22 protein-coding genes are annotated in these 24,383 nt (G+C 46.9%); 16 read left to right on the forward strand and 6 right to left on the reverse strand.

The window, feature by feature from the left end; translation table 11 throughout:
- Nucleotides 1-110: 110 nt before the first annotated feature.
- Both eno and gldA read right to left on the reverse strand, forming a co-directional pair.
- Complete coding sequence (eno, locus tag L3C95_RS05455; protein ID WP_236385769.1) at nt 111-1,403, reverse strand: phosphopyruvate hydratase; 1,293 nt, start codon at nt 1,401-1,403, stop codon at nt 111-113.
- Between the two features lie 68 nt (nt 1,404-1,471).
- Nucleotides 1,472-2,383, reverse strand: a complete 912-nt coding sequence (gene gldA / locus L3C95_RS05460) for a gliding motility-associated ABC transporter ATP-binding subunit GldA (RefSeq protein ID WP_236385770.1) — start codon at nt 2,381-2,383, stop codon at nt 1,472-1,474.
- A 321-nt stretch (nt 2,384-2,704) separates the two neighbouring features.
- Between gldA and L3C95_RS05465 the strand changes: the two genes are divergently transcribed.
- The 12 genes from L3C95_RS05465 to L3C95_RS05520 are packed head-to-tail and all read left to right on the forward strand — an operon-like array spanning nt 2,705 to nt 12,508.
- A complete protein-coding gene (locus L3C95_RS05465; RefSeq protein ID WP_236385771.1) occupies nt 2,705-3,280 on the forward strand; it encodes a TerD family protein in 576 nt (191 codons plus the stop codon).
- Between the two features lie 31 nt (nt 3,281-3,311).
- The gene (locus L3C95_RS05470) at nt 3,312-3,980 is read left to right on the forward strand and encodes a TerD family protein (RefSeq protein WP_236385772.1); all 669 of its coding nucleotides are present in this window, start codon (nt 3,312-3,314) and stop codon (nt 3,978-3,980) included.
- 25 nt (nt 3,981-4,005) lie between these two features.
- A complete protein-coding gene (locus L3C95_RS05475; protein ID WP_236385773.1) occupies nt 4,006-4,644 on the forward strand; it encodes a vWA domain-containing protein in 639 nt (212 codons plus the stop codon).
- A 1-nt stretch (nt 4,645) separates the two neighbouring features.
- The gene (locus tag L3C95_RS05480) at nt 4,646-5,356 is read left to right on the forward strand and encodes an HAD family hydrolase (protein WP_236385775.1); all 711 of its coding nucleotides are present in this window, start codon (nt 4,646-4,648) and stop codon (nt 5,354-5,356) included.
- A complete protein-coding gene (locus L3C95_RS05485; protein WP_236385777.1) occupies nt 5,331-6,221 on the forward strand; it encodes a phosphoribosyltransferase family protein in 891 nt (296 codons plus the stop codon). Before L3C95_RS05480 ends, L3C95_RS05485 begins: the two co-directional genes overlap by 26 nt.
- Complete coding sequence (locus L3C95_RS05490; protein ID WP_410682699.1) at nt 6,152-6,709, forward strand: TerD family protein; 558 nt, start codon at nt 6,152-6,154, stop codon at nt 6,707-6,709. Before L3C95_RS05485 ends, L3C95_RS05490 begins: the two co-directional genes overlap by 70 nt.
- Before the next feature lie 22 nt (nt 6,710-6,731).
- Nucleotides 6,732-7,367: a vWA domain-containing protein gene (locus L3C95_RS05495; protein WP_236385780.1), complete on the forward strand. Its 636-nt coding sequence runs from the start codon at nt 6,732-6,734 to the stop codon at nt 7,365-7,367.
- 39 nt (nt 7,368-7,406) lie between these two features.
- Nucleotides 7,407-7,658, forward strand: coding sequence for a hypothetical protein (locus L3C95_RS05500; RefSeq protein WP_236385781.1), 252 nt, complete (start codon nt 7,407-7,409; stop codon nt 7,656-7,658).
- Nucleotides 7,658-8,716 (forward strand): TerY-C metal binding domain-containing protein, encoded by a 1,059-nt coding sequence (locus tag L3C95_RS05505; protein ID WP_236385782.1) that lies wholly within the window; start codon nt 7,658-7,660, stop codon nt 8,714-8,716. The genes L3C95_RS05500 and L3C95_RS05505 overlap by 1 nt, the downstream gene beginning before the upstream one ends.
- Nucleotides 8,716-10,128: a PP2C family serine/threonine-protein phosphatase gene (locus tag L3C95_RS05510; RefSeq protein WP_236385783.1), complete on the forward strand. Its 1,413-nt coding sequence runs from the start codon at nt 8,716-8,718 to the stop codon at nt 10,126-10,128. The genes L3C95_RS05505 and L3C95_RS05510 overlap by 1 nt, the downstream gene beginning before the upstream one ends.
- Before the next feature lie 10 nt (nt 10,129-10,138).
- Complete coding sequence (locus tag L3C95_RS05515) at nt 10,139-11,656, forward strand: helix-hairpin-helix domain-containing protein (protein WP_236385784.1); 1,518 nt, start codon at nt 10,139-10,141, stop codon at nt 11,654-11,656.
- A gap of 33 nt (nt 11,657-11,689) precedes the next feature.
- A complete protein-coding gene (locus L3C95_RS05520) occupies nt 11,690-12,508 on the forward strand; it encodes a TerC family protein (RefSeq protein ID WP_236385785.1) in 819 nt (272 codons plus the stop codon).
- 84 nt (nt 12,509-12,592) lie between these two features.
- Here L3C95_RS05520 and L3C95_RS05525 read toward each other — a convergent pair whose 3' ends face one another.
- The 3 genes from L3C95_RS05525 to L3C95_RS05535 all read right to left on the reverse strand — a co-directional run bounded on the left by L3C95_RS05525 (nt 12,593) and on the right by L3C95_RS05535 (nt 15,323).
- Nucleotides 12,593-13,330: an intradiol ring-cleavage dioxygenase gene (locus L3C95_RS05525; protein ID WP_236385786.1), complete on the reverse strand. Its 738-nt coding sequence runs from the start codon at nt 13,328-13,330 to the stop codon at nt 12,593-12,595.
- 113 nt (nt 13,331-13,443) lie between these two features.
- Nucleotides 13,444-14,139: a LytR/AlgR family response regulator transcription factor gene (locus L3C95_RS05530; RefSeq protein WP_236385787.1), complete on the reverse strand. Its 696-nt coding sequence runs from the start codon at nt 14,137-14,139 to the stop codon at nt 13,444-13,446.
- Nucleotides 14,136-15,323, reverse strand: a complete 1,188-nt coding sequence (locus L3C95_RS05535) for a histidine kinase (RefSeq protein WP_236385788.1) — start codon at nt 15,321-15,323, stop codon at nt 14,136-14,138. Before L3C95_RS05535 ends, L3C95_RS05530 begins: the two co-directional genes overlap by 4 nt.
- Nucleotides 15,324-15,387: 64 nt before the next feature.
- Here L3C95_RS05535 and L3C95_RS05540 point away from each other — a divergent pair, with 64 nt between their 5' ends.
- Together L3C95_RS05540 and bcp are read left to right on the forward strand one after the other, a co-directional pair.
- On the forward strand, nt 15,388-17,082 hold the full coding sequence (locus L3C95_RS05540; RefSeq protein WP_236385789.1) for a peptidoglycan DD-metalloendopeptidase family protein: 1,695 nt from the start codon (nt 15,388-15,390) through the stop codon (nt 17,080-17,082).
- 12 nt (nt 17,083-17,094) lie between these two features.
- The gene (gene bcp / locus L3C95_RS05545) at nt 17,095-17,556 is read left to right on the forward strand and encodes a thioredoxin-dependent thiol peroxidase (protein ID WP_236385790.1); all 462 of its coding nucleotides are present in this window, start codon (nt 17,095-17,097) and stop codon (nt 17,554-17,556) included.
- Nucleotides 17,557-17,632: 76 nt separating this feature from the next.
- Here the strand turns inward: bcp and L3C95_RS05550 are convergent, their stop codons facing one another.
- Complete coding sequence (locus L3C95_RS05550; RefSeq protein ID WP_236385791.1) at nt 17,633-19,177, reverse strand: SUMF1/EgtB/PvdO family nonheme iron enzyme; 1,545 nt, start codon at nt 19,175-19,177, stop codon at nt 17,633-17,635.
- A 557-nt stretch (nt 19,178-19,734) separates the two neighbouring features.
- Between L3C95_RS05550 and porU the strand changes: the two genes are divergently transcribed.
- Nucleotides 19,735-23,088, forward strand: coding sequence for a type IX secretion system sortase PorU (porU, locus tag L3C95_RS05555; RefSeq protein ID WP_236385792.1), 3,354 nt, complete (start codon nt 19,735-19,737; stop codon nt 23,086-23,088).
- Between the two features lie 108 nt (nt 23,089-23,196).
- Nucleotides 23,197-24,381: a type IX secretion system outer membrane channel protein PorV gene (gene porV, locus L3C95_RS05560; RefSeq protein WP_236385793.1), complete on the forward strand. Its 1,185-nt coding sequence runs from the start codon at nt 23,197-23,199 to the stop codon at nt 24,379-24,381.
- Nucleotides 24,382-24,383 lie beyond the last annotated feature (2 nt).

The following is a 24,383-nucleotide window of genomic DNA, read 5'->3' on the forward strand; positions in this document are numbered from 1 at the left end:
GCCGGGTTTTGAAGTAACTCAAAACCCGGCGAATATGGACCACTAATTAAATTATCGTCATCAAAGATCAGATCCCGAAATTCGACGTACGAGATTCAATCGAGCGTTACTTACTTCTTACCAAATTTAACGGATTTTCCCGGATAATATGCCACGTTGTCCAATTCTTCCTCGATACGGAGTAACTGGTTGTATTTGGCCATACGGTCAGTACGGGAAGCGGAACCGGTCTTGATCTGGCCGCAGTTCAGTGCAACTGCCAGGTCAGCGATGGTAGTATCTTCAGTTTCGCCGGAACGGTGGCTCATAATAGAGGTATAACCTGCTTTGTGCGCCATGTTCACTGCATCGATAGTTTCAGTAACAGTACCGATCTGGTTAACCTTGATCAGGATGCTGTTAGCAGTGCTCTGGTCGATACCGGTTTTCAGGCGTTTTACGTTGGTAACGAACAGGTCATCACCTACCAGCTGTACAGTAGAACCAACAGCGTCGGTCAGTTTTTTCCAGCCAGCCCAGTCGTCTTCTGCCATACCGTCTTCGATAGAAACGATTGGATATTTTTTGCACCACTCAGCCCAGAAAGCAACCATTTCATCGCTGCTGATCACTTTGCCGGAGCTCTTGTAGAATTTGTAAGTTTTGTCAGCGTCGTTGTACATTTCGCTGCTTGCTGCATCCAGGGCGATAGCGATTTGCTCACCTGGTTTGTAACCTGCTGCTTCGATAGCTGCGATAACAGTTTCGATCGCTTCTTCGTTGCTCTGGATTTCAGGAGCGAAACCACCTTCATCACCTACGTTAGTGCTGTAACCTTTCTTCTTGAGAACGGATTTCAGGTGATGGAACACCTCAACACCCCAGCGCAGACCTTCAGAGAAGGAGCTGGCGCCTACAGGAACGATCATAAACTCCTGGAAGTCAATTTTGTTATCAGCGTGTACACCACCGTTGATGATGTTCATCAGCGGAATAGGCAGGGTAGTAGCATTTACACCACCCAGGTAGCGGTACAGTGGCAGGTTAGCCTCATCAGCAGCAGCTTTGGCAACAGCCATGCTCACAGCCAGGGTAGCGTTAGCGCCGAGCTTACCTTTGTTTTCAGTACCATCCAGTTCTATCAGGAATTTATCGATACCGGCCTGGTCTTTCACGTCCCAGCCAATCAGTTCTTCAGCGATAATATCATTCACATTGTTCACAGCCTGGATAACACCTTTACCCATGTATACGGCTTTGTCATTATCACGCAGCTCTACTGCTTCATGCTTACCAGTAGAAGCACCGGATGGAACTGCTGCACGGCCAAAGTGACCGTCTTCTGTGGTTACATCTACCTCTACAGTAGGATTTCCGCGGCTGTCAAGAATCTGCCTTGCATGGATTGCTGAAATGGTACTCATTGTTGTTCAATTGTTTTAATATAATTAAGTTACTTGGTCGCCGGTATCATAAGGCTGCCGGGAACCCCCTACTTTGTCAATTCCCTGAAGATAGATTCCAGGCTTTGTGAATTGCTTTGCAAAGAAAGGATGTTCCGGTTATTTATCAAAGCAAATTGTAGCAGGTTTTTGCGCACATCTTCCAGATTACCGGCAAATAATTGCCAGGTATTGCCATCCTGTTGCTTTACCCTTGTTACGCCCGCTATCTGCTGAAGATCTGCGTCTGATGGTATTGGTTCCCCGAACGATACCTGGATATATCCGTTTTCTGTTCCTCCCTGCTGCAGGTGCTGAAGGGTGTCGTCAGCGATAATGTTGCCTTTGTTGATAATAATGACCCTGCTGCACATCGCCTCTACTTCCTGCATGATGTGTGTGCTCAGCACAACGGTTTTATTCCTGCCCAATTCGACAATGAGCTGCCGGATGTCGGCCAGCTGGTTGGGGTCCAGACCTGATGTCGGCTCATCCAGGATCAGTACTTCCGGATCGTGGATCAGTGCCTGGGCCAGCCCGACGCGCTGTTTATATCCTTTGGACAGTGCACCGATCTTCTTTTTGCTTTCCGGTTGCAGACCGGTCATGGCAATGATCTCGGATATGCGCTTGTCAGTGTTCCTGCCCAGTTTATGTACCTGTGCTACAAATCCGAGGAACTCCCGGATGTACATGTCGAAATAGAGGGGATTGGCCTCCGGCAGGTAACCAACACGTTGTCTTACCTCCATAGGCTGGGTCGCAACGTCGTATCCGCACACACTGGCGGTACCACCACTGGGTGGCAGGTAGCCGGTGATCATCTTCATGGTAGTACTTTTTCCTGCGCCATTTGGCCCCAGGAAACCTACTATTTCCCCTTTGCTGAGCGAAAAGGAAATATCATTGACCGCCCGTTGCTCCCCGTATACCTTGCTTAACTGTGTTACTGTGATTGACATTAGGTTTTCCACTTTGGCGCGGCTAAAGTATGAAAATCAGGTTAGAATAAAAATCGCTTATAATCGTCTACAATATAAATAATTGGGTTCCATGGGACTCGAAAGCGTTGCCCGCATTATTTAACTAAACTTTTATGGCGAAAATTAGTTGGAAATATATAATTTTAAATATATTCACAAATTGTAACCTGATGTGGGGCAGTAGGTTCCGATAATCCGGTTATTATTTTAAGCCTGCATACATTGTCAAATGCTCGATCGCAACAGTTGTTAATCAATTATCACAATACATTTTAAAACCCTGCAAACATTTAACATTTCATGGCAATTAATTTACAGAAGGGACAAAAAATAGATATCGGACTTTCCCAGATCAGCGTAGGCCTGGGATGGAATCCAAACGAAGGGACAGGGAATGATTTTGATCTGGATGCATCAGCATTTATGATAGACGGCAATAGGGTAATCCCCACAGAAGGATTCTTTGTTTTCTATGGCAATACGAACTCTCCTGACAGCGCATTACATCATACCGGCGATGACCCAACCGGCGGTAACAGTGCCGAAGGAGATGATGAAACAATTAAGGTAGATCTGTCTAAGGTACAGCAGGACATTAAAGAAATACTGTTTGTAGTAACTATCCACGACGCCATAGCCCGTAAGCAGAACTTCGGACAGGTAAGGAACTCATATATCCGTATCGTGAACGATGCCAATGGAGAAGAAATTGCGAAATACGAACTGGGCGAGGACTTCTCGGTAGAAACCGGCGTGGAGTTCGGCCGACTGTACCTGAAAGACGGCAAATGGCGTTTCGAGGCTTCAGGTATCGGTTATAAGGAAGACCTGGCCTACTTCCTGGGTAAATACTACAAAGGACAGATCATTAAATAGTCTATTCTATCACACTATTGAAATACACTTTATGGCAATTAACTTAGTTAAGGGACAAACCATTGACCTCCGCAAAAATGATAAGGGGGAAACCTACGATCTTTCAACCGTAACAATTGGTCTGGGCTGGGATGTCCGTAAAAAAAGCGGTGGCTTTTTTGGTAAGCTGCTGGGCAGCAAGGAAGAAGAATTTGACCTGGATGCAATCGCCTTCCTGCTGGATAAAAACGGTAAGGTAGCCGACCTGGGTAAGACCGTACAAACCAATGACGGCCGTAACCTGAGCCTTTACCAGGGAGATGTGATCTTCTTTAACAGCCAGCGCCACCCTTCAGGTAATATCTGGCTGACAGGCGATAACCGCACAGGAGCCGGCGATGGCGATGATGAGCAGATCATCGTGAAACTGGATAGCCTGGATGCTAAATATGATAAGATCCTGTTCGTGGTATCTATCTATCAGGGCCGCCAGCGCAATCAGCACTTCGGTGGTATTGAGAACGCATTCATCCGTGCGGTAGATAACAAAGGAAAAGAAATCGTTAAATTTAATCTCTCCGGAGATGCATCATACAACAATATGTGCTCCCTGGTATTTGCAGAAGTATACCGCAAAGACGGTACCTGGAAATTCAGAGCACTGGGAGATCCTCAACCGGCAGATAGCTTTGTTGAGATCCTCAGGAACTATGTTTATTAATTAACCCTTTCTATTAGCGTCATTCATGAGAAGATTACCGGTTTATTTAGTGTTGGATACCTCAGGCTCTATGAGCGGTGAGCCCATAGAAGCAGTAAAAAACGGCGTACAGGTACTGATCTCAACTTTGAGACAGGACCCGTATGCACTGGAAACAGCATTCCTTAGTCTGATCACCTTTGATACTGATGCACGCCAGTTGGTACCGCTGACAGATTTGTCTTCGTTCCAGATGCCGGAATTGAAAGCTGCAGGTGGTACTTCACTGGGAGCTGCTTTGCAGACCGTCGCAGACAGCATCAACAGGGAGGTGGCAAAGTCCACCATCGATGTGAAAGGCGACTGGAAACCGCTGGTGTTCCTGATGACGGATGGTATTCCAACCGATCAGTGGCAGAGTGGATTGAATGCTTTTCAGAATAGTAAAATAGGTATAACAGTAGCCTGTGCTGCAGGTAACGGCGCTGATGTAAACCTCCTGAAACAGATCACCAATACCGTGGTATCACTCGATACGGCAGATGCCGCAACTATCAAGGCGTTTTTCAAATGGGTATCTGCTTCTGTAAGCACCGGCAGCCAGAAAGTGGAAAGCGGAGACAAGGAAGTAGCCGGTCTGAATGAACTGCCGCCACCTCCACCGGAAGTGAATATCGTGGTGTAACATGGAAAAGACCAGACATGTATCTTTCGATCTGTGGATGACGTTAATCCGTTCTCACCCTTCCTTTAAAACGAAGCGTGCAGACCTGTTCCGTTCCTTTTTTTCGCTGGAGGCCTACGCACCGGAAAAAGTGGAAGCTGCGTTCAGGGAGACAGATGTACTCATCAATAACATGAACGAGATAACAGGACGTAACGTGCATACATTCGAAATGTATCTGTTATGCCTGCATTTGCTGGGTACTGATATTAAAATTGTGCACCCGGACAAACTGGAGGAATTCTACAGTTTGTCCGAGGCACTTTTCTTTCAATATCCTCCCCTGCCTTTGTATGAGGACATCAAAAAATTGCTGGCCGCTTTGCAGACACAGGGTATTACCACAAATCTGCTGAGCAATACAGGGCTCATTCAGGGACGGACTTTACGTAAGTTAATGGCAGAATGGGGATGGGACGCCCACTTTGCATTTCAGCTGTATTCAGACGAAACAGGATACTCCAAACCGGATGTACAGATGTTCAGCCGGTTGTTGGAAAATGCCACTTTACTGCATACTGACATTACTCCTGCGCAGATATGGCACCTCGGCGATAACCAGGTTGCCGATGTACTTGGAGCACAACGTATGGGTATATACGCAACGTTGACAGACATTGTTAATAACCCCTTAAATAAGTTGTTAAATGAAAGATGTTTATGCCTTACATAACCTTGTAGATGATGCTCATTTCCCTTTTGATCCCGCTGCTTACAGCCGTTTCAAATTCGGGGACGGGGCGGCTGCGGACGCATTCGGGGCTGCATTGGCTGAAGGTTTCATTGCTACTTACGGAAACAGGTTGTCAGAAAATGATCAGCTGGTAGTGTTGCCAAGTCCTTACACCAGTATTCCTACTGCTTCCTTTCATATGACCACTGCATTTATGAAAGTGCTCAACAGGTACCTGTGCATGAAGGGATACAATCCTGCAGAAAGTGCCAAGATCCATCGTTTTAAAACATACAGCATTGATTACGGCGCATTGGATATGGAAAGCAGGAAAGCACTTATCATCAATGATAAATACCATCTCGATAAAGACTTTCTGTTGGGGAAGACGCTCATCTTTACTGACGATATCCGTATCACAGGAAGTCATGAACTGATCATCCGCAACCTGCTGCAACGGTATGAACTGGACAATACTGCTTATTTCCTGTACTATGCGCAACTGCAGAACAGCAGTATTCATCCCAACATAGAAAATAAACTCAATTACTATAGTGTACACTCCCTGCAGAGCCTTGAAGCGGTGATATGTTCGCCTTCATTCAGGTTCAATACAAGGGTGGTAAAATACTTACTCCATGCGCCTTTTGCGGAGTACGAACAGCTGCTGATGAAACAGACGCCGGTATTCCTCCAGGAACTGGCAGACTGCTGCATCGGTAATAATTACTACCAGATGGAAGAGTACAGAAAGAACGCAACATTTTTATTTGATCATCTTCAAAAAATCATACCATCATGGCAATCAATTTGCAAAAAGGAGAACGGGCAAATCTTGAACTACCAAAATTCACTATTGGCTTAGGATGGGATATCAATGAATCACATACAGGCGGAGAATGCGACCTGGATGCTTCTGTGTTCCTCCTGGGAGAGAACAGAAAGATCCTGTCAGATCCGTATTTCGTGTTTTATAACAACCTTGAATCTCCGGATGGTGCTGTGAAACATTCCGGCGATAACCGCACCGGTGCAGGTGATGGCGATGACGAGACAATCCATGTAGACTTGTCTGTTATCAATCCTGCGGTGAAAGAGATCTGTATAGTGGTGACCATCCATGAAGCAGCGCAGCGTAAACAGAACTTCGGACAGGTCCGCAACTCTTTTATCCGTATTTATGATGCGGTTAAGAATGTGGAACTGGTGAAATATGAACTGGGAGAAGACTTCTCCATCGAGACAGCCGTTGAATTTGGCCGCATCTACAAACGCGATAACCAATGGCGTTTTGAAGCGGTGGGGCTTGGTCAGAAAGGAGGCCTGGAAGAGTACCTGGCGAAATATGCGTAATTGAATTTAACATAACATAATCATGAGACGACTTCCGGTATATCTGTTGCTTGACACCTCCGGCTCCATGAGAGGCGAGCGTATAGAGGCAGTGAAAAACGGACTGCAGGTATTGGTTTCCAAATTAAGGCAGGATCCTTTTGCCCTGGAATCTGTGTGGATAAGCATTATCACTTTCGACAGGGAAGTGAAACAGATCCTGCCATTGACTGCTTTAGAGTCTTTGCAACTGCCGGAGATTACCACTCCGGAATCAGGTCCTACCAACATGGGAGCTGCACTGGAACTACTGTGCACGAAGCTTGATAACGAGGTGGTCAAAGGAAATGATACCCAGAAAGGAGACTGGCGCCCACTGTTGTTCCTGATGACAGACGGCAAGCCTTCAGACCTGGCGGCTTTCCGTGAAGTAGTGCCTAAGATCAAAAGTAAGAACCTTGCGGCTTTAGTGGCCTGTGCCGCCGGTGCGGAAGCACAGGACAGTTTCCTGAAAGAACTCACAGATACAGTAGTTCATCTGGATACTGCCGATAGTTCCACCTTAATGTCCTTCTTCAAATGGGTATCTGCATCTATCGGTACAGGTAACAAGAGCGTGGGTACTACGGAAGAAATACAATTGCCACCACCACCGGCAGAAGTGCATGTCATTATCTAATGGGGTATCAACAGATACCCCTAACAAAGAACTATACCAATGTTTTTCATTATCCATCTTATTATTAACATCCTCATTGTAGGACTCTTTTTATATTCAAAACTGCTGCCTTATGAAGACCGTTTAACGGGTCAGTATAAGCAGACCTTCAGTTTCTTCAAAAGTATTTTCAAACCCGTGTTAAGTGTGTTCAGCGGTATTAAACCATTCCAGGTAGGAACAGGGCTTGCCGTTGATATGACACAGATATTGTTACTGATCATTTTGCTGGTACTTAATTATTTCTACTGATGAGAAGACTACCTATTTATTTCCTCATAGATGTATCCGAATCTATGGTGGGAGAACAGATCCAGTTTGTAGAGGAAGGATTGGCGACGATCATTAAAGAGTTGAAATCTGACCCTTATGCATTGGAAACTGCCTGGGTGTCTATTATTGTATTTGCCGGTCAGGCGAAGACAATAGTACCATTGCAGGAAGTGATCAGTTTCTATCCGCCAAAATTCCCGATAGGCGCAGGTACTTCTTTGAGCAACGGTCTTGGCCACCTGATGTATGAGTTGCGTAAGAATACGGTACAGACCACCGCCACACAGAAGGGCGATTGGAAGCCGATCGTATTCCTCTTTACAGACGGTAGCCCAACAGACAATAGTAGTGCTGCCATCCATGAATGGAAACAGAACTGGCAGAGTAAAACAAACCTGGTCGCCATTTCATTTGGTGACGAAAATAATCTGAGTGTACTGAAGGAATTGACAGAGACTGTACTGATGTTCAAGAATACAACACCACAGTCGTATAAGGAGTTCTTCAGATGGATCACCGCATCTATCAAATCCAGCAGTGTAAGTGTGAGCAATAATGGTTCAGGCATGGAACTGGCAAAGCTTAGCGACGGTGTGATTGAAAAGGTGGATATAGATAAACTACCTCCCGTACAGCCGGGATTTGTAGATACCAACTACGCCATCTTTGCTGCAAAATGCCAGAATACGCAAAAGCCTTATCTCATCAAGTATAAGAAAGGATTACGCCCGGTAACCATCAGCGGTATGAATATGCAGTCGATGGGGTATCGGCTCAATGGTGCGTTCCCGGTGGACAATGCCTATTTTGAATTGTCTGCAGAAGGCGGTGTTATCAACAGCAAGGTGAATACCGACGAGTTGGAAGGTTTTCCTACCTGTCCCTGCTGCGGTAACCAGTACGGGTTCAGCGTATGCTCCTGCGGTAAAGTACATTGCGTAGGGCAGGAAGAGGTGAGTACTTGTTCCTGGTGTGGCAAACAGGGCAAATATGGTTTCGGAGATGGCAATATGGATATAAACAGAACGCAGGGATAATGACCGGACAAGATCAGGCTTTTATAGAAGCGCTGCTGCGGCATAAAGGATGGCCGGTATCAGAAAATCAGCAGGCACTGTTTGACAAATTTGTATCAGAAGAGCATATTCAGCAAGCAGTGAAAACGATTATAAACACTCAAAAAGATATTGTGGAATCCTGGAAAGAAAGATCACTGATTGATGATATTCTTCAGAAACATATTGTTCTGCCAAATGCAAAGGTGAATAAAGCATACAGCTTCACGTTTGACCCTGAGGGAAGCGGATTACAGGAGATGGGAGATTTCGAATGGAGCATTCCGGAAGGACTGGGAATCGCATTTGATGAAACAGCCAATACAATTTCCGGTATACCATTGCAGCAGGGAGAGTATGTGCTGACCCTGCGCTTCCGGTTGAAACACCATCCGGCAGATAGACCATTTACTGAAAAGAAGATATTACTGGTTATCAACCCTGATCCGAAATCGTTGTGGCAGAACCTGCCTTCTGATGAGCAGGACAAATACTGGCAGCCAGACCAGGCAGCAGTGGCCCTGCCTTTCGGCGACCGTAAGCTGGTGATTGCTTCCAAAAGAGGCCGTAGCCACGCGCACGAAGGGAAGTTCAGAGACGATAGCTTCGGATGTGATTTCAACGCCGAAACTGGATGGGGCATCATCGCAGTAGCCGATGGCGCCGGATCAGCAAAATATAGCCGTAAAGGGGCTGATATGGCCTGTAAGGCTGCGGTAGGCAGCTTCCGGGAACTGCTGGCGGGCGATAAGATAGCCGGCCTGGAAGAGGCGATCACTGCTTACCTGAATGATCCCAGCGAGGATAGCCAGAAAAAAGTAAGTATCCAGTTTATTGAACAGTTGGGGAAGCTGGCATTTACTGCCCAGGGAAAGATCAAACAAGAGGCGCAGGAGAATGGCGCGGACATAAAAGATTACTCGACCACACTTATTTTTGCGCTGGTAAAGAAATATGCAGCTGGTTATGTGATCAGTTCTTTCTGGGTGGGAGATGGAGGCATCGGCATCTATCAGGATGCCACAGGTGATGCTTTTGTCATGGGCACACCTGACAGTGGCGAGTTTGCCGGGCAGACGCGCTTTCTGACAATGTCTGACATCTTTGCCAACGGCGCCTATGTGAACCGCATCCGTTTTAAAGTGGTGCCCGATTTTACAGCGCTGCTGCTGATGACAGATGGTCTCACTGACCCTAAGTTCCAGACAGATGGTAATCTGCAGAAGAATGAGTACTGGCGGCAACTATGGCAGGACCTTGGCGGGGCGAACGATGATGGCACCAGCGTGAACTTTGCAGGTACGCCGGAAGCCGTGAAGGAAAGCCTGCTCAACTGGCTGGATTTCTGGTCGCCCGGTAATCATGACGATCGTACCATAGCTATTTTATACTGATAAGGAATACATGAGCAACATTATCACAGTTACAGCGCAGGATGGGAAATCTTATCAATATGTTGATAACGGTGACCCGATGCAGGGAGGTATGAAGGACGTTTATTTCTCTCCTGACAAGTCATATGTAGTGGCTTTCTTCAGGGATAAGCAGGACTTCAATTCCAAAGAGCGGCTCAACAATATTGTCAACACGTTCCGGGAAAGGATCTTCAATCAGCCGGGAGGCGAATACTGGAAAGATCTTTTCTGCTGGCCAAATAATATTGTGGAAAAGGATGGGAAGACCGGTATCATAGTTCCGGTATATCAGAAGAAATTCTTTTTTACTAAAGGATACAACCCTGGCGCCGCCCAGATCGTATCTATTGCGGGAAAAGAGAAAGAGGGAAGGTGGTTTGCTTCTCCACAGTTCAGAAGCCGTCAGTTCAAGCTGCACCTCGATGAAAGTGAACTTGGGGACTGGTTTAAGTTCTGCCTCATCTGTATCAAGATAGCCCGGGCTGTAAGGCGTATGCATGCTGCCGGCCTGGCTCACTCAGACCTTTCCTACAAAAACGTGCTGATAGATCCCATTACGGGCAGCGCCGCGATCATTGACATTGACGGGCTGGTAGTACCTGGAAAGTTCCCGCCTGATGTGATCGGGACACCCGATTTCATTGCGCCGGAGGTAATGGCTACCAAGCATCTCCCGAAAGAAGATCCCGCACGTAAACTGCCAAGTATTGCGACAGACAGGCATGCGCTGGCAGTGATGATCTATATGTACCTGTTGTATCGCCACCCGCTACGCGGAGGAAAGATACATGATACAGATGCGCAGAAAGATGAGGAACTGTCAATGGGGGCGAAGGCTTTGTTCATAGAACATCCTACAGATACTTCCAACAGGCCACGGCTGGATCAGGTAAAACCGACGCACCTGCCCTGGGCAGATGTGAGTAAGATCCCCTATACAGTCTGCGGTCCTTACCTGAAGGAGCTGTTCGAGAAGGCATTTATCGACGGACTGCATAACCCTTCATTGCGTCCTACTGCCGACGAATGGGAGCAGGCATTGATCAAAACTGTTGATCTGCTGCAGCCCTGTCAGAATAAGAATTGCGACCAGAAATGGTTCGTATTCGACAATACCACCAGCCCCTGCTGTCCGTTCTGTAATACACCCTACCGCGGACAATTACCCGTTTTGAACTTGTATTGGTCACGAAAACCGGGTAGCTTTACGCCCGAAAATCACCGGTTAATGGTATATCACAACCAATATTTATATCCCTGGCATGTGAATAGAAACATTTATCCGAACGAAAGACTAACAGATCAGCAGAAAAAACCGGTGGGATATTTTGTATTTCATAATAATAAGTGGCAACTTGTCAATCAAACGCTTACATCTTTAAAAGACGTTACGGAGGGGAAGGATATTCCGGTAAACTCTATGGTGGAGCTGACAGATAACAAACAATTACTGCTGTCCCAGGAAGAAGGAGGACGGCTCATAGTGGTGCAACTTGTAAACAATTAACGTCTATCAAAAACAAGAAAATAACAAACAATTATGCAAATCGCTGAAATGTTCCAGCAGATCTTGGACAACCCGATACCCGCGTTGCTGATCGTCGGAAACCTGATTATTATTGAAAGCCTGTTGTCGGTGGATAATGCGGCTGTATTGGCTACAATGGTAATGGACCTGCCAAAGGAACAACGTAACAAAGCGCTGAAGTACGGTATTATTGGTGCCTATGTCTTCCGGGGTATTTGTTTACTGTTCGCATCCCTGCTTATCAAAGTATGGTGGTTGAAACCTGTTGGCGGATTCTATCTCCTGTACCTGACCTATGATTATTTTAAAAAGAGGGCTGCAAAGTCAAAAGCAGAGAAAGCAGGTATTGTAGAGCAGGAAGCAGAGGAGATCGACAAGAGCAAAAACTGGTTATATAAAGCAACAATAGGCTGGATGGGGCAGTTCTGGGCTACTGTAGCGCTGGTGGAACTGATGGACCTCGCCTTCTCTATTGATAACGTATTCGCAGCAGTTGCATTCAGCGATAATATCGTCTTGATCTGGACCGGTGTATTTATCGGTATCCTGGCTATGCGTTTTGTAGCACAAGGTTTTGTAAGACTGATGGAAAAATATCCTTTCCTGGAAATTGCAGCCTTCCTGGTGATTGGCGTGCTTGGTATCAAACTGATGCTGGCTATTTATGAGCACTTCTTCCCTGAGACTGCCGCTACCAAATTCCTGGAAAGTCATCAGGCAGACTGGGCTACCTCCCTCATTACTGTATCTATCTTCCTGGTTCCGATCATCACCAGCATACTGTTCAACTTCCCAAAACACAAACACAAAGTGGAAGCAAAAGCAGACTAACACAAATGATAATAACTTCTTAATAAGAAAGGACCGGTTTATTGCCGGTCCTTTTTGCTTTTATAACAAGTGCTCACCAGTTACTTAAGCAGAGATATAAATAGTATGTGTCAGGTCATAACCTCCTGTAGTGCTATTCGCTGTAACAGTTGCCAGTTCATTATCCAAAGAATCCATAATGATGTTATCCTGTGCATTGGTAATTGAATTCTGTCCGTGGGTGCTGTAAAGCGATGTTTTATAAACTGCAGTATTGACCGCATCCGGAAAAGCGATCTGTGTGGTCAGTTTCAATGAGCTGTCCACATAGATCTGTGCGTGGATATGTGTTACACGGCCGGTATACCAACCAGGATAAATGGACGTGAACTTAGCCTGTCCGGCGCTGTCTGTATATTGCAGGCCACGGCAGAAGACCAGGGCGGTATTGTCTTGTGTGCCCAGGTAGCCGGTGTTACTGTATCCTGAATAATAACCGTCCTTATCACAATGCCAGATGTCCACGCGCGCATTGCTCACGATGTTACAACTGTCTTTCACATTACGTACCGTGATTACAATGCTCAGCGGCAGGCCGGTTTTGCCATCTGTAATGTCCACGCGTTGTATGGAAGATCCCCGGCTGCTATATAGCGGATACGGACCATCCGTCTCAGTGTCAGACACGGTACAGGTGCCGCCTGTTTCCGTATCGGTTCCTGTGGTGGTGTCGGTATCTGCACCTGTGCTAGTATCGTCTTTACTGCACGCGTTGAGCATAGGTACGATGGATGCCAGTCCCAGTATACCCATTCCGTTCCTGAGAAAATCTTTTCTTTCCATATTGAGTTGGTTTGTTCACTGTTATAAACTGTATTACCAACACAAATATTTTTTTAATACGGGACATGGCCATAAGAATGCGGTAAAGCCGCTATATGTTGCGGTAAACGGAGCTAGAGCCGCCGGAACTGGCTAAAGAAAGCATCTTCATAGCTGCTGCCTATGGGTATTTCGCTGCCGGCTATCTGGATAGTTTTATTACGTACCTGCTCTACACGGTCCATGGCTACAATGTAGGAACGGTGAACCCTGATAAAGGATTGTGGGGGCAGCTTTTCCAGCAGCACTTTCATGGTCATCCTGACTATCAGTGGGGGCTGCTGATGGAGGTGGATTTTCAGGTAATCGTCGAGGCCCTCTATAAAAAGTATATCTGAAACCTGTACCCTTGTCAACCCATAATCCACTCTGAATATGAGCGGAGGTGGTGTTGTAGGATGCGACTGGTTGAATTGCTTGACATGTTGGGCCTTTTGTACTGCCTGCAGGAAGCGCTCAAAGGTAAAGGGCTTCAGCAGGTAATCTACAGCGTTGAGATTAAATCCTTCCACCGCATATTCACTGTGAGCGGTTGTGAATATTACCAGTGCCTGTTGTTGTATGGAACGGTACAGATCAATACCGCTCACAGAAGGCATATTGATATCCAGGAAGAGCAGGTCTACCGGATATTTTGTGATATACTTCAAGGCCTCCTCAGGTACATTGAATGTCTTCTGCAGCTGTATGAAATCCACTTTCGCACAGAAGTTTTGTATCAGCTTTAAGGCCGGCAATTCATCATCTATGGCAATGGCTTGTAAAGTCATGTTAATTGCAATGAAAGGGAGACTTCGAAATAGTGTTCTTCATCTCTGATAACTAGTGTATGACTGCCAGGATATAATAACTGCAGGCGTTTCCGGGTATTCTCTATACCAAGGCCGCCAGTTATTTCCTGTGTATCCTGCACAGTCACTTTATTGTTGAAGGCAGTAAAATGCAGCTGTTTTTCATCAATGTTCACTGTAATTCTGATGTCGGTACTTTCAGCTGCATTCACGCCGTGTTTAAAAGCGTTTTCTACAAAAGAGATCAGTATTAATGGCGCGATCAGTTGCCCGGTGGCTTTGCCTGTCACTGTAAAAGACAAAGGTACCGAATCTCCGAAACGCATTTTTTGCAGTTCAATATAATTGCTGAGATAATCTATTTCTCTGGATAAAGGCACCAGGTGGTTGCCGGCGTCGCTGATCACATAACGCATCATTTGTGATAGTTTAACCACTGCAGTGCCTGTCTGGTCTGACTTCTCAATAGCAAGAGAGTAGATGGTATTCAGAATATTGAAAAGAAAATGCGGATTGATCTGGGCTTTCAGGTATGACAGCTCTGCATTCAGCTTTTCTTTTTCTGTCTGCCGCCAGCGGTAGTTTATTTTCAGGATGAGGGAGAAAAAAAATACTGCCAGAAAGAGGAATACCTGGTGACTCACGTCCAGCAGCAATGAGCGCGATACCTGCTCGTGTGACCCCTGGCCGTGGGAATGATCCGGGGGAGGGAACGCACGGTTGGCTGGCGGCGGAGATTCCTGTCCGTAAGGCGGGATACTATCTGCCGGCGGGGGCGTCGGCGACGGATTAAACTGTCTGGGCGGGCGGTCTGAAGGCAGGGGCATCGGATTGTTGGCCGGAAATTCATACCCGGCGCGGGGAGGACCACCCCGAAAACCAATCAGCAGATTGGGTACCAGCACTATTGTCACAAAGCATAGAAAGGCGATCAGGGACAGGGCAGCGTATTTACGTTTGAAGTAGTAATTGGGGATCAGCCAGAAATAATTGAGATAAAAGAAGAGTAACAATGCCAGGTAAACGATGAAATCTTTAAGCGCAGGGGGATGCCTCCACAGATCAGACAGGTTGCTGGCATCCGGGGAGAAAACGATCGGCAACGCCAGAAAAGTAACGCAACCGGCAATATGTATGAGCACCTGACTAAGTCTACCTTTCATAATGGGGCTGTTAAGGCACAAAATTAGGATTTAGAGGATATTGATTTCCCCTTATTTTTGCGTCATGATAAAACGGATATTCGGGTTATGCATCTTATTACCTCAGCTGTTACACGCTCAGTTACCGGAAAAGAATTACCCACAGGGGTATTTCCGCAATCCGCTGGCTGTGCCTATCCAACTTGCGGGTAACTACGGAGAGCTTCGTCCCAACCATTTTCACGCGGGTATAGACATTAAGACCCAACAGAAGGAAAATCTGCCGGTATATGCCGCTGCAGATGGATATGTAAGCAGGATTGGCGTATCTCATACCGGCTATGGGAACGTATTGTACATTACGCACCCTAATGGGTATACTACCACCTATGGCCACCTGAATCGCTTTTTCCCTGCCCTGGAGCAGTATGTAAAGCAACAGCAGTATGCTGCCGAGAGCTGGGCAACAGACCTGAAGATTCCGGCAGACAAATTCCCTGTAAAAAAAGGCGACTTCGTGGCATGGAGCGGTAACACCGGTGGTTCCGCCGGACCGCACGTACATTTTGAGATCAGGGATACCCATACGGAGCATCCCCTGAACCCATTGCTTTTCGGTTTCGATATTCCCGATACCAAAGCCCCGGAGGTGTTCAGGATCGCTATATACGATATGGACAGGAGCATTTATGATCAGACACCGACAATATTGGCGGTAAAGAAGGTAAACGGCGAATATGTACCTGCCACACCATTGATCAAAGTAAAGACTGCGCTTGCGGGAATAGGGCTGAATGCGGTAGACCATATGAGCAATGTTCCTAACAGTTATGGTATCTACGAAGTGGTGATGTTCGATAAGGATGTGCCCAACAGCGGCTTCCAGATAGATAATATCGGTTTTGAAGAGTCCCGTTACATTAATGCCCATACAGATTACAGAATAAGAAAGGGCGGCGGTCCCTGGCTGCAGTTACTCTTCTCCGTACCGGGCAATAAACTGGAGATCTATAAGGACGTTCAGGGTGATGGTACCATCGACCTGTCAGACGGGACACCTCATCCTGTAAGGTTACTGGTGAAGGATGCTTATGGCAATTCCTCCACCGTAAAATTCACGCTGCAGCAGAGTGGGGAAGCGCCGGAACCCACCAAATGTGCCAATACGATGTATGCGGAGTCACGCAACATCTTCGAGAATAACCAGGTGGAGTTCTTTCTGGAAGAGAACTCCCTGTACGACAGGATCTGCTTTAATTATGCAGAGATCCCGGCAGGAGAAAAGTCAAAGTCCAGTTCTTCTATTTTCCGTCTCCATACAGCACTGGTGCCTTTACACAGCAATTTTACCCTGCATATAAAGCCTGACAGATCCATACCGGTAGCGCAACAACATAAGGTAGTGATGGTGCGTGAGGGATTGGGAGAGACCATTGTAGGCGCTACACTCGAAAAGGGCTGGTACGTAGGACAGTTCCGTGAGTTCGGTAATTTCCACCTGGAAGTGGATACTATCATGCCTAAAATAGCTTTGCTGGGAGTGAAGAATGGAGCCAACCTGTCCAGGGCAGCGAAACTGTCTTTCGCTATCAGCGATAATAGTGGTATAAAAGCCTACCGGGCAGAACTCGATGGCAAATGGTTGATGTTTGCGCGCAGGGGCAACGTTATTTCTTATACCTTCGACGAGCATTTCAGGCCGGGTAAACACAGCCTGCGGATGTTGGTGACAGATATTGCCGGTAATACCAAAGAACAGACGTTCACATTTACGAGATAGCAGGAGGAGAACATGACACATTTGAAAGAAGGAGATAAAGCGCCCATTTTTAAAGGAACAGATCAGGAAGGAAAGGAGGTTTCGCTGGCAGACCTGAAAGGGAAGAAAGTGATACTATATTTTTATCCGAAAGATATGACGCCCGCCTGTACGAACCAGGCGTGTAACCTGAGAGACAACTATCATGCGCTGTTGAAGAAGGGATATGCAGTTGTGGGCGTGAGTACAGACAGTGAAAAGCGGCATAGGAAATTTACGGAGAAATACGATCTGCCTTTTCCTTTACTGGCAGATGAAGACCGTACCATTCATACACAATATGGTGTATGGGGCGAGAAGAAGTTTATGGGGCGCGTCTACGATGGTACACACCGTACTACCTTTCTGATCAATGAATCGGGCGTGATAGATAAGATCATTGTGAGGCCGGATACGAAGAATCATATGGAAGAGATCCTGGAGATCTGGAAGTAATAATTCAGCGTTACTACAATAAAAAAATCCCTCCTGGCAACCAGGAGGGATTTTTTTATGCTCTATCAAATTGGCATTATCTCTTTTGGCGTTGTTTCTTGAACAGCTGACCAGTTTTAAACTTGTTACCTTCAGGGCTACCCACACGGTCCATTGCGCAACGGAAACCTACAGTGTTGGTGGCCATATCTTCCTGCATGTAACGGCGTGCACCTGGAGAGAGCCAGTAAGCGCGGTCGTTCCAGCTACCACCTTTTACAACGTGTGATTTATCGTTGATCAGGGAGGTTACACCATAACCGTATTCTACGTTAGAGAGAGAGTCACCATCGAGGTAGTTGATAACATCACCTTTCTGGTAGTTCAGACGGTTAGCACTTTCTTCGTCAGTTACATCACGCATTTTCAGATGACCCAGGCTATCTTTTTCAGGTTCGCCATCAGCGTTCATGTAAGTAGTCTGGAATTTGTTACCACGGAAGTAGTTGAAGTCATCACCATCGATCGGGTTCAGCGGACGGTAAACGTCCAGTACCCACTCGCTCACGTTACCTGACATGTTATAGATACCGAAAGTGTTCGGGAAGAAAGCAATTACAGGACCAGGGATAGACGCACGGTCGTTCAGACCACCGGCCATACCCATGTTATCACCGGAACCACGTTTGAAGTTCGCCAGGAACTGACCCTGCCATGCACCACGGCGGATGTCTCTCAGACCACTTGTGTTAGTTCCCCAGGAATAAACCTGTTTGTTCATGATCAACTCCTCACCACGTTTACCTTCTTTCTTGGAAGGGCCAGGGTTCTGACCGATGTAACCCAGTGCCGCGTATTCCCACTCAGCTTCTGTCGGGAGGCGGTAGTTTGGTAACATTACACCATCTTCGAATTGGGCAGTACGAGGAGAACCATCAGCGTTTCTGAACTGAGCCTTGGTACTCTTGGACATATTGCCAGGGATACCTTCATAAAGGCCCGCGGTATATGATTTAGTATCGAAGGTGTTATCATCAGCCTGGTTCTTCATATCGTTTTTGGACAACAACCCTTTGTCGATCAGCATCTTTTCGTTCACACGGTTGGAGCGCCATTTACAATAGTCAACAGCCTGTTTCCAGTTCACACCTACTACCGGATAGTCATTGTAAGCAGGGTGACGGAAATAATATTCTACGAGAGGCTCGTTGTAAGCCAGTTCGCTACGCCATACCAGGGTATCTGGTAAAGCCTTGCGGTATACGTCCGGGAAGGACTCGTCGTACATACGACGCAGCCAGTACAGATATTCACGATAGTGAACGTTGGCAACTTCTGTTTCATCGATGTAGAATGAAGAAACAGTAATACGTCTTGGAATGTTATTCCAGTCGGCCATAACGTCCTGTTCTGTCGCTCCCATGGCGAAGGTACCGCCCTGCACGAAAACAAGACCCGGACCAGTCTGCTGGTCTTTACTTTTGGCCACACTGAAACCACCCATCTTAGGATCATTGTAATTCCAGCCAGTAGCTGTGGATTTCTCCTTCTTTTTGCCGAATGGACCACCGTTTTTACAGGCGGACATCGACATAATTATACTGGCGCCTAAGAGCATTGAGACAGAGGTTAATCTATGCATGCGATTCAGCTTTTTTATTTGATGTTTATGGTAAACGCAAATGTAGTATAATTTATTTTATAGTAAAAATAATTAATCTGTAAGCATTCACCGGTTAATAGAGTTTATCTTATTTAAAATCAGTGTTTTATGATTCTGAAGGCTGTCCGGAATACGTATTAAGTTTATCTTAACTGTAAAGGCCGTCAGTGCTTTCTGGTGGCTCGTTGGCGGTAGCTGGCTTCTGGTTGATGACTCATAGATACATGGTATGGTTCAATTGTAAATATACTCCTACTTCTTTGCTTATTCTCCCTCCTTTCTGACCTAAAGCGCACTTTACCTGCAACGGGAACAAAAATACGTCCTCCCGTGAATTAAAACGCCGGATAATGGCTACTTATTATAGTGTTTGAAATAGTATGTCATAAAATGTCCCGCTGTCGTATATTCACATGTTATAAAAAACTGAAATACAATTCAAAGGCAGATGCAGACATTTCGTGACAACAGCCGTAATGGTCGATTCCGCCCCATAAATATACTTTATAATCGCTATGTTTGCGCAAATACCCACTATGAAGTTTCTTCCCTTCTCTTTTTTATTGCTCCTCTGTCAATGGGTATCAGGGGGTAATGGGAGAGGAGGACCTTACGCCGCACATTCTGTGCTTTCCTCCGGTAGCTGGCAAAAACTGGCAATCACCCGGGAAGGCATTTATAAAATAGATAAAAACCTGCTGACCAGCCTGGGAATGAATACTGACCTGAAGGGCGTCAGGCTATATGGTACCGGAGGACGTATGCTGCCTGAAAGCAATGCAGCGTTCCGATATGATGATCTGCCGGAGGTTGCGCTGATGGAAGAAGGAGATTACCTGTTGTTTTATGCACCGGGTCCGCACAGCTGGCAATACCAGGGCGGGAATTTCGTTCATACGGCCAATCTTTATTCGGACACTGCCTGGTATTTCCTGAGCGCCGGCACCTCCCCGGGAAAAAGGATCGCTGAGGATGCCGCAACACCGGCTGCCAGCGTGACGGTCAACAGCTTTGATTATCATAGCTTTTATGAGAGTGATAGCATTAACTTCCTAAGCAGCGGTAAGCAGTGGTGGGGTAGTGTATTCAGTAGTGTACAGCCCACACGCAATGTTAATTTCTCTCTGCCATTGACTCCTTTTTCCCTGAAAATAGGAGCAAGGGTAGCCGCCAGGGGAGTCGGTACCAGCCGTTTTTCCATACAGGCTGGAAATAATATGCTGGGTTCTTTGTCATTGTCGCCCGTGAGTGGAAACATATTCGAGTCTTTTGCTTCCGTAGCAACGGGCTACTATGCAGCTTCACCTGCCGGCACAGCGGTACCTGTCACGCTTAGTTTTACGCCCGGAGGAAGTGGGGCGCAGGGGTGGCTGGACTATCTGACCTTACAGGCCCGGTGCCCGCTGCAACTGCCAGCGCAGGAGCCGCTCTTTTTCAGAGATATAGCCTCTGTAACTCCCGGTCAGAACGCGCAGTTCAGACTGGAACAGGCGGACCGCCAGACGATTGTATGGGATGTGACAAACCCGCTGCAGCCAGTCAGGATCAAGACCCAACTGGCAGGTTCCTCACTGTCCTTTACAAGAGATTGTGGTACCCTGCACGAATATGCAGCCTTCTCCGGACGGGGATATCTGCAGCCGCTTGCAGCCGGCCCAATAGCCAATCAGGACCTGCACAGCATCGGTGGAGCAGATATGCTGATTGTGACCACACCCGCTTTTCAGGCGGCTGCCAGCAGACTGGCCGCCTGGCATGGCACACACGACAGACTGACCGTGAAAGTGGTAACAGTGAATGAGATCTATAATGAGTTTGGCTCAGGTACAGCCGATCCGGTGGCTGTCAGAGACTTTCTAAAGATGTGTTATGATAAAGGAGGGCTGCGATACCTGTTATTGTTCGGAGATGCCTCATACGACTATAAGAACAGGGTGGCGGGTAACACCAATTTGGTACCCACATGGCAGAGCAGCGTGTCTGCAGATCCGATAAATGCTTATCCCTCAGACGATTTTTTCGGCTTCCTGGACGACGCAGACGATATCAACGACAACAGCAGACAGAACCTGCTTGACATCGCGATAGGCCGCCTGCCAGTTCAGCAGCCTGCTCAGGCTGAAGCAGTGGTGAATAAGATTATGGGATATAATGTACCAGCTAACTTTGGTCGCTGGCAGCAACACATTACGATCGTGGCGGATGACGGTGATGATAACCTGCACCTGCAGGATGCAGAAAGCATGAGTGAGATCGTAGCTGCACGATGGCCCGCAGGACATATTGACAAGATATACCTGGATGCCTATCCCAAAATAGCTGACGCAGGCGGGAGCCGTTATCCGGCAGTAAATGCGGCCATAGCTGAGGATATCTTTGACGGGACCCTCATCTGGAACTATACCGGGCACGGAAGTTACTCCCGTCTGGCAGAAGAAGTGATCATGGAGGAAGGCTCCCTGGCTACCTGGAAGAACGCCGGTAAACTGCCGCTGTTTATCACAGCTACCTGCGACTTTGCGCCTTTTGATAATCCGGCTTACGTCTCACTCGGTGAGAAGCTGCTATTGCAGGAAAATGGTGGTGGTATTGCATTGATGACGACTACCCGGACGGTATTCTCTGCTTCCAATAAAGTGATGAATGCCAATTATCTGCAAAAGCTGCTGACACCGGACGCCGACGGACGTATGCCCACGCTTGGACAGGCAGCCATGGAGGCCAAGAACCTGACATATGCTACTTATATTGATATTCCTAACAACCGTAAGTTCCAGTTATTGGGCGATCCGGCGCTGACACTGGCTTTTCCCAGGTATCATGTAGTAACGGACTCCATCAACGGAAAGGCGGTAAATGACATACCGGATACATTGAAAGCAATGGGTAAATACACGGTAAAAGGCCACCTGGAAGATGAGCAGGGCATTCGGCAGGATACTTATAAAGGCATGTTGTACACGACCGTGTATGACAAACCTAGTCTGCAATACACCCGCGGAAATGATGCCGGTAGCGCCAAAGCAGGCTTTTACCAGCAACAAAATATGCTATACCGTGGTCAGCAGACTGTTGAGAATGGCCGGTTCTCCTGCACTTTTGTGGTGCCGGCAGATATTGATTACCAGGCTGGCGCCGGAACACTCAGTTTTTATGCTGCCAATGGTGTAACAGCGGCGGGAGGCGTGTTTTCAGGCGTACAGGTAGGTGGAACAGCAGAGAGTATTGAACAAGATGAGCTGGGCCCTGTTATAAAAGCATACCTGGATAATGAATATTTCCGCAACGGGGGCATCACAGGAGAGAATCCGGTATTGTTGCTGCAACTGAAGGATGAACAGGGCATCAATACCTCCGGTTATGGCATTGGACACGATCTGATAGCCACACTGGACGATAAGGAAGGGCAATATTATATCCTGAACAGCTTTTTTGAGGCCACAACAGACAGTTACCAGGAAGGAACGGTCCGTTTCCCACTGTACGGCCTGTCAGAAGGCGTGCATACAATGGCAATAAAAGCATGGGATACCCACAACAACTCCGGCACGGCCACGCTGCAGTTTAGAGTAGTACGGTCAACTGAGATGTCTATAGGGAAAGCTGGTTGTTTTCCAAACCCTTTCCACGATCAGACGCAGTTCACTTTTGAGCATAATCAGCAGGATCATGCGTTGGATGTGACAGTCAGGATTTTTACGGTAATGGGCCAACAAATAAAAACTATACATCATACAATAAATGATAGTGGTAGCCGTTATGTAGGAGCATCCTGGAACGGAACTGCCGATTCCGGCGCCCGGGTGTCGCCTGGAATTTACATATATAGTATTTTGGTAACAGCGAATGGTAAAACACGAATTTTAGGCGGAAAAGTAACTGTATTTTAACCTATGCATCAAAAGCACAAACTTGATTCGCGAGTCCCTTACCAGACCCCTGTTATTGATAATATAGATTTTCGAACTATTTTTACAACTCGTTCTAAACACTATTGCATGTATAATTGCATGATCAGAAAGGCAACTGTAAACCTTGTCTTAATTTGTTGCATCCTATTCTCTCTGTCTGTTTCTGCCCAGATTTCCACTGATGATCTGGACGGACGCACGAACACCATTAACACCGCGGTACCTTTTCTACGTATTTCTCCTGATGCAAGGGCAGGAGCTATGGGTGACGCCGGCGTAGCCACCTCGCCGGACGCAAATTCCATCTACTGGAACCTTGCCAAGATCCCGTTTGCTACAACCCGTTCCGCAATATCAGTTACTTACACCCCCTGGTTGAAAGAACTCGTGAATGACGTGTTCCTTGCTAACCTGTCAGGTTATTATCAGCTGGATGAGTTTCAGACAGTTTCCGGCTCGCTGCGTTACTTTTCCTTAGGTACTATCAATTTTACGGATGTTACCGGTATGCCTACTTATGACTACCGTCCGCGCGAATTCGCATTTGACGCAGGTTATGCCCGTAAACTATCAGATAACTTCTCGGTTGCTCTGGCTGGACGTTTCATTTATTCCAATCTGGCCAGTGGTGATATCAACGGTCGTGTGATCAGGCCAGGTAAAGCGTTTGCCACTGACCTGTCGCTGTTCTACACAAAAGATTATGAGAAAGACAATAGCGCTGTAAATACCTGGAACGTTGGTCTGGCTCTCACTAATATCGGTACCAAGATCTCCTATACAGAGTCAGCTACCAATAAAGACTTTCTGCCTACCAACTTTGCCCTCGGTACCGCCTACACCATCGGTATGGACCAGAGCAACAAAGTAATGCTCACACTCGACCTGAATAAACTGCTGGTGCCTACCCCTGATAGTACCGGTGCTTACCGCGAAAAGTCTACCATTTCCGGTATGTTTTCATCTTTCGGGGATGCTCCGGGTGGCATGAAGGAAGAACTCCAGGAAGTAACTGTTTCCCTGGGTGGTGAGTATAGCTACAACGATCAGTTCTTTGTACGCGCCGGTTATTTCTACGAAAACAAGAATAAAGGTAACCGTAAGTATGTAACCGCCGGTCTGGGTGTTAAATACAACATGTTCGGCCTGAACTTCTCTTACCTCGTGCCTTCCGGTAATGGTATCCAGCGTAACCCACTGTCAAACACCCTGCGTTTCTCCCTGATCTTTGATCTCGGCCACAGGGAAGAAGAAGGTGGCAACACCTGGTAATA

This window comes from Chitinophaga filiformis (assembly GCF_021646545.1).
Taxonomy (GTDB): domain Bacteria; phylum Bacteroidota; class Bacteroidia; order Chitinophagales; family Chitinophagaceae; genus Chitinophaga; species Chitinophaga filiformis_A.

Excerpts from the sequence above, each read along its gene's own strand:
- eno (WP_236385769.1), bottom strand. The coding sequence starts at position 1,403 with ATGAGTACCATTTCAGCAATCCATGCAAGGCAGATTCTTGACAGCCGC.
- gldA (WP_236385770.1), bottom strand. The coding sequence starts at position 2,383 with ATGTCAATCACAGTAACACAGTTAAGCAAGGTATACGGGGAGCAACGG.
- L3C95_RS05465 (WP_236385771.1), top strand. The coding sequence starts at position 2,705 with ATGGCAATTAATTTACAGAAGGGACAAAAAATAGATATCGGACTTTCC.
- L3C95_RS05470 (WP_236385772.1), top strand. The coding sequence starts at position 3,312 with ATGGCAATTAACTTAGTTAAGGGACAAACCATTGACCTCCGCAAAAAT.
- L3C95_RS05475 (WP_236385773.1), top strand. The coding sequence starts at position 4,006 with ATGAGAAGATTACCGGTTTATTTAGTGTTGGATACCTCAGGCTCTATG.
- L3C95_RS05480 (WP_236385775.1), top strand. The coding sequence starts at position 4,646 with ATGGAAAAGACCAGACATGTATCTTTCGATCTGTGGATGACGTTAATC.
- L3C95_RS05485 (WP_236385777.1), top strand. The coding sequence starts at position 5,331 with ATGAAAGATGTTTATGCCTTACATAACCTTGTAGATGATGCTCATTTC.
- L3C95_RS05495 (WP_236385780.1), top strand. The coding sequence starts at position 6,732 with ATGAGACGACTTCCGGTATATCTGTTGCTTGACACCTCCGGCTCCATG.
- L3C95_RS05500 (WP_236385781.1), top strand. The coding sequence starts at position 7,407 with ATGTTTTTCATTATCCATCTTATTATTAACATCCTCATTGTAGGACTC.
- L3C95_RS05505 (WP_236385782.1), top strand. The coding sequence starts at position 7,658 with ATGAGAAGACTACCTATTTATTTCCTCATAGATGTATCCGAATCTATG.
- L3C95_RS05510 (WP_236385783.1), top strand. The coding sequence starts at position 8,716 with ATGACCGGACAAGATCAGGCTTTTATAGAAGCGCTGCTGCGGCATAAA.
- L3C95_RS05515 (WP_236385784.1), top strand. The coding sequence starts at position 10,139 with ATGAGCAACATTATCACAGTTACAGCGCAGGATGGGAAATCTTATCAA.
- L3C95_RS05520 (WP_236385785.1), top strand. The coding sequence starts at position 11,690 with ATGCAAATCGCTGAAATGTTCCAGCAGATCTTGGACAACCCGATACCC.
- L3C95_RS05525 (WP_236385786.1), bottom strand. The coding sequence starts at position 13,330 with ATGGAAAGAAAAGATTTTCTCAGGAACGGAATGGGTATACTGGGACTG.
- L3C95_RS05530 (WP_236385787.1), bottom strand. The coding sequence starts at position 14,139 with ATGACTTTACAAGCCATTGCCATAGATGATGAATTGCCGGCCTTAAAG.
- L3C95_RS05535 (WP_236385788.1), bottom strand. The coding sequence starts at position 15,323 with ATGAAAGGTAGACTTAGTCAGGTGCTCATACATATTGCCGGTTGCGTT.
- L3C95_RS05540 (WP_236385789.1), top strand. The coding sequence starts at position 15,388 with ATGATAAAACGGATATTCGGGTTATGCATCTTATTACCTCAGCTGTTA.
- bcp (WP_236385790.1), top strand. The coding sequence starts at position 17,095 with ATGACACATTTGAAAGAAGGAGATAAAGCGCCCATTTTTAAAGGAACA.
- L3C95_RS05550 (WP_236385791.1), bottom strand. The coding sequence starts at position 19,177 with ATGCATAGATTAACCTCTGTCTCAATGCTCTTAGGCGCCAGTATAATT.
- porU (WP_236385792.1), top strand. The coding sequence starts at position 19,735 with ATGAAGTTTCTTCCCTTCTCTTTTTTATTGCTCCTCTGTCAATGGGTA.
- porV (WP_236385793.1), top strand. The coding sequence starts at position 23,197 with ATGTATAATTGCATGATCAGAAAGGCAACTGTAAACCTTGTCTTAATT.